Annotated in this window: 3 protein-coding genes; all 3 read left to right on the top strand. The window is 64.5% G+C overall.

Going from position 1 to position 4,073, the window contains the following annotated elements; all coding sequences use genetic code 11:
- Window positions 1–1,067: type VI secretion system baseplate subunit TssK (gene tssK / locus EN884_RS28145; protein WP_128360860.1), on the top strand; the 1,067-nt coding region annotated here is incomplete at its 5' end.
- 4 nt (window positions 1,068–1,071) lie between these two features.
- The gene (gene icmH / locus EN884_RS28150) at window positions 1,072–2,394 is read left to right on the top strand and encodes a type IVB secretion system protein IcmH/DotU (RefSeq protein WP_063170594.1); all 1,323 of its coding nucleotides are present in this window, start codon (window positions 1,072–1,074) and stop codon (window positions 2,392–2,394) included.
- Between the two features lies 1 nt (window position 2,395).
- Window positions 2,396–4,073 (top strand): type VI secretion system membrane subunit TssM (gene tssM / locus EN884_RS28155; protein WP_128360861.1); only part of this gene is annotated, 1,678 nt, incomplete at its 3' end.

Consider the following 4,073-nt stretch of genomic DNA (forward strand, 5'->3'; position numbering starts at 1 on the left):
CCCCTGACACGGGCGCCGGACCGGTGCTGATCGCCTTGCCGCTGGAGCCTCCGGGCGGTGTCGGCTTCGATCCGGCACACGCTGCCGCCTTGGGTGCGCGATATCATGGGCGTATCGTTTCGGTGCGTGACGCCGTCCAGGGCGGTTCAGACCCTGAAGAAATCGAAATTGCCCGGCCGCAGGCGCTGCTGCTCGCACCCGGCAAGTCGGTCGGTGGCTACACGGCCTTGCCGATCGCCGACCTCAAGGGGATTCGAGCCGATGGCGGCGTCTCCCTGGACGAGACCTTCCTGCCACCGACCTTGGTTACGGGCGCCGTGGCCTGGTACCGGCAATTGCTGCTGGAAGTTGTCACCGGCCTCGACCAGATCGCCGAGGCGCATGGCAAGATGGTCATGGGCGGACCTGGGCGCAGCGTCGAAGATTTGCTGATGCTCAATCTCGCCAATGCGGCACGTCCGCGGCTGGCCCACATGCTGGCTCAGGATGTGTTCCATCCAGCCGAGCTTTACCTGGAACTTGCCGGCCTCGCCGGTTCGATGGCGACCTACGGATCGAGCGCGCGGCGGCTGGGCGAGTTGCCCGCCTACGATCACATGGCGCCTGGCCCTGCCTATTCGGCGCTGGCGGATGCGCTGCGCTCGCTCATCCTCAGCCTGCGTTACATCGAGCCCAAATCGCGTGCGCTGCCTGTCATGCGGCATTCGACCAATGTCTGGAAGATCCGTATCGACAATCCGAAGCTGCTGGTGGCCAGCCGGATCGTCATCCGGGTCGGTTCGGAGTTGTCGGAAGACGCGCTGCGCAAGATATTCGTCAATCAGGCAACCGTCGGCTCGGCCGACCAGTTCGAGGGCCTGTGGAAATCGCGTTTGCCCGGCATTCCGCTGAAACCGCTTCATTCCCAGCCGCGCGAGATTCCTTACGATGGCGATCGGTTATGTCTGGAACTGGACCAGAAAAGTGAGCACTGGGCGTCGCTGCTCGACGCTCCCGGCTTCGTCATCGGCGTTTCGGGCGTGTTGCCAAGCGAGCCGCAGGTGGACTGCTATTCGGTGAACAGGTGAGATCATGAGCCGCGATGATCCGTTCGGACTGTCGGAGGATCGCGAACGCACCCGCATTCGATTGACCGGCGCGCCGATGCCGCGGCCGATGGCGCCACCTTTGCCGAGCGCGTCGGTAAAGCGCTCCCGCACCCATCCGAACGCACTCGTCAACGCATTTGCGCCCTTGCTCGAATTCGCTCCCGAGCTTGAAAGTGCGCTGCCGCCGGACAATCCGGAAGCATTGCGTACCCGATTGCTCGAAGAACTGGTCCGGGCACGCGACACGGCTATGTCGGTCGGATCCTCAATGGAGCGCGCCGACCAGGCGGCCTGGGTGGTGGCGGCGTTGCTCGACGATCTGGCCCTGAACACGCCATGGGGCGGTGCCAGCGCCTGGCCGCGGCAGCCGCTTGTGGTCATGCTGCGCGGCGATGTCGATGCCGGCACGCAGTTCTTCACCCGTCTCGAAGAACTCGAGCGCCATCCCAACCGTGATCGCGAATTGCTGGAACTGCAGTATCAATGCATGGCGCTTGGCTTTCGTGGCAAATATCGCGTGTCGGCCCGATCCGGCGACCGCTCGCTCAATGCCGTTCGCGTGGCGGCGGCACGCTTCCTACGCGATGCCGACGCCGAAGGCGCGCCACTGTCGCCAAACTGGAAAGGCGTGATCGCATCTGACGAGCCGCAGCGCTTCATCGTTCCGATCTGGGTCATGGCGCTCGGTGCGGCGGTTGCAGCCATGACAATCCATGTCGGGCTCTCGATGGCACTGAGCAGCCAGGCGGTCGAGCTCTCCGCACTTGTTCGCGCACTGCCGCCGCCCGCGCGCGGCGACATCACCCGCACGTCGCCCAAGGTCGATGCCCCGCCGCCGGAGAAGGTGGATTTTGCGCTGTTGCCGGAATTTCAGGCCGGGGCGCCCGCCGACCTCAAATCCGCCCTCAGCGGCACCGAAAGCGTTTCGCTGGCCAAGCTGACGATCCAGGCCTCCAATCCCGAACTGTTCCAGTCGTCACGGCCACAACTGACCGAAGGCTTCGAGCCCCTGATCGGGTCGCTCGCCAAGGTGATCCTCGCCAACCAGGAGCTGATCGGAAACATCACCGTCGTCGGTCATACCGACAGCGTTCCCCTGCAAAAGACCAATCCGCTGTCGACCAACCAGCGACTGTCGGAGGCTCGCGCCCAGACGATTGCCGACATGCTGGTCCAGAACGGAGTGCCGCGGGATCGCGTCCATTCCGAGGGCCGCGCGGCCACCGATCCAGTCGCCACCGACAGCACGCGCGAGGGGCGGGCCTTGAACCGCCGCGTCGAGGTGCTTGTCGAAAAGAGGCTGTGAGATGTTCATCCTGCGCTTCCTTTGGGCTGTCCTGACATCACGCTGGCTATGGACGCTGATCGGCCTCACGCTGCTTTCCCTGGTCATCTGGGTGTTCGGTCCGATCGTCAGGGTCGGTCCCTATGAACCGTTCGCCTCTGATAACGTGCGCATCGTCATCATTGCGCTGCTGGTCATCTTCTGGCTGACCTGGCTGATCGTCGCCCAGCGCCGGGCGATCCGCGCCAACCGCATGTTCGTCGCCGAGATTGCCGCGCCGGTGGTGGAAAAGCCGCTCAGACCCGGCGAAGAGAATGTCGCGGCCGTCGGTGCCAAGTTCGCCGAGGTGATGGCCGAACTGAAGCGCCGCAAGCTGGGCGGACGAAAGTTTCTGCGCGAAATGCCATGGTATGTGATCGTCGGGCCGCCGGCCACCGGCAAGACCACGGCCTTGCGGCAGTCCGGGCTGAATTTTCCGATCGACCTCACCGACGACCTGCAGGGGGTCGGCGGCACGCGCAACTGCGACTGGTTCTTTTCCGAACATGCGGTTCTGATCGACACCGCCGGCCGTTATGTCCAGCAGGAGAGCCAGCCCGATGTGGACGCGGTTGAATGGCTGGGCTTCCTCGACCTGTTGAAAAAGCACCGCGGACGCCGCGCGCTGAATGGCGTAATCGTCGCGCTTTCGATCGACGTGCTTTGGGAGGGCGATGAAGCCATCAAGGCGCACGGCCGCAAGATCCGCCGCCGGTTGGCCGAACTCAACGACCGGCTCGAAATCCGCCTTCCGGTCTATCTGATGCTGACCAAGGCCGATCTGATCAAGGGTTTCGAGGCTTTCTTCGGCGGCTTGTCCACGGCTTCGCGCGAGCAGGTATGGGGGACCACCTTCGCGCTGGAAGCGCGTGTCGATGCCAAGACCATTGAACGGGAAATTTCCGCGCTGGCGACGGAACTTGAGCGGAGGCTGGTGCCGCGGCTGGAAGATGAGGACAAACTCGCCGCCCGTGCCGAGATTTTCCGCTTTCCCGCCCAACTGGCAAGCCTGTCCGAACCGATACAGGTGCTGGTCGAGGCAATGTTCGGCGAAAGCCGGTATGAAGAGGTCGCGTGGCTGCGCGGGCTCTATCTGACATCGGCGACGCAGGAAGGAGCGCCCATCGACCGGCTGACCGCGGCGCTGTCTTCGTCCTTCGGCCTGCCGCCGCGACGGGCGCTGCCCGCACCAAGGGTCGAAAAACGCAGCTTCTTCCTGAAGAACCTGCTGACCGAAGTCATCTTCAAGGAAGCGGGCCTCGGCACGTTCGATCCGCTGGCGCAACGGCGCCGCGCCTGGATCTGGCGGGGTGCGGCAGCCGCTTGCGCGGCGGCGGCATTGTTGGCCGGCGGGTTGTTCACCTGGTCCTATTTTGACAACCGCAACGCGATAACGGCCCAGGCAGGCCAGTTCGAAGCGCTGCAGACGCCGCTGACCTCCATCGCTGCAACGCCGGCATCGGTGGAGCAGCCCGCCATGGACGGCGCGCTCGGTGCGATGGACGCGGTCGCAACCGCCCGGACAGCACCGCCTGGCGCCGCCCAGGATCTACTGGGACCATCGGCCTCCGCGGAAATGGTGCGGGCGCAGACCGACACGTACGATCATGCCCTGCGCAATATTCTTGAGCCACGCATGATCGCCTTGCTCGAGGCGACGA

It is taken from the genome of Mesorhizobium sp. M7A.F.Ca.AU.001.01.1.1 (assembly GCF_004022735.1).
In the GTDB taxonomy this organism is placed as follows: Bacteria; Pseudomonadota; Alphaproteobacteria; order Rhizobiales; family Rhizobiaceae; genus Mesorhizobium; species Mesorhizobium ciceri.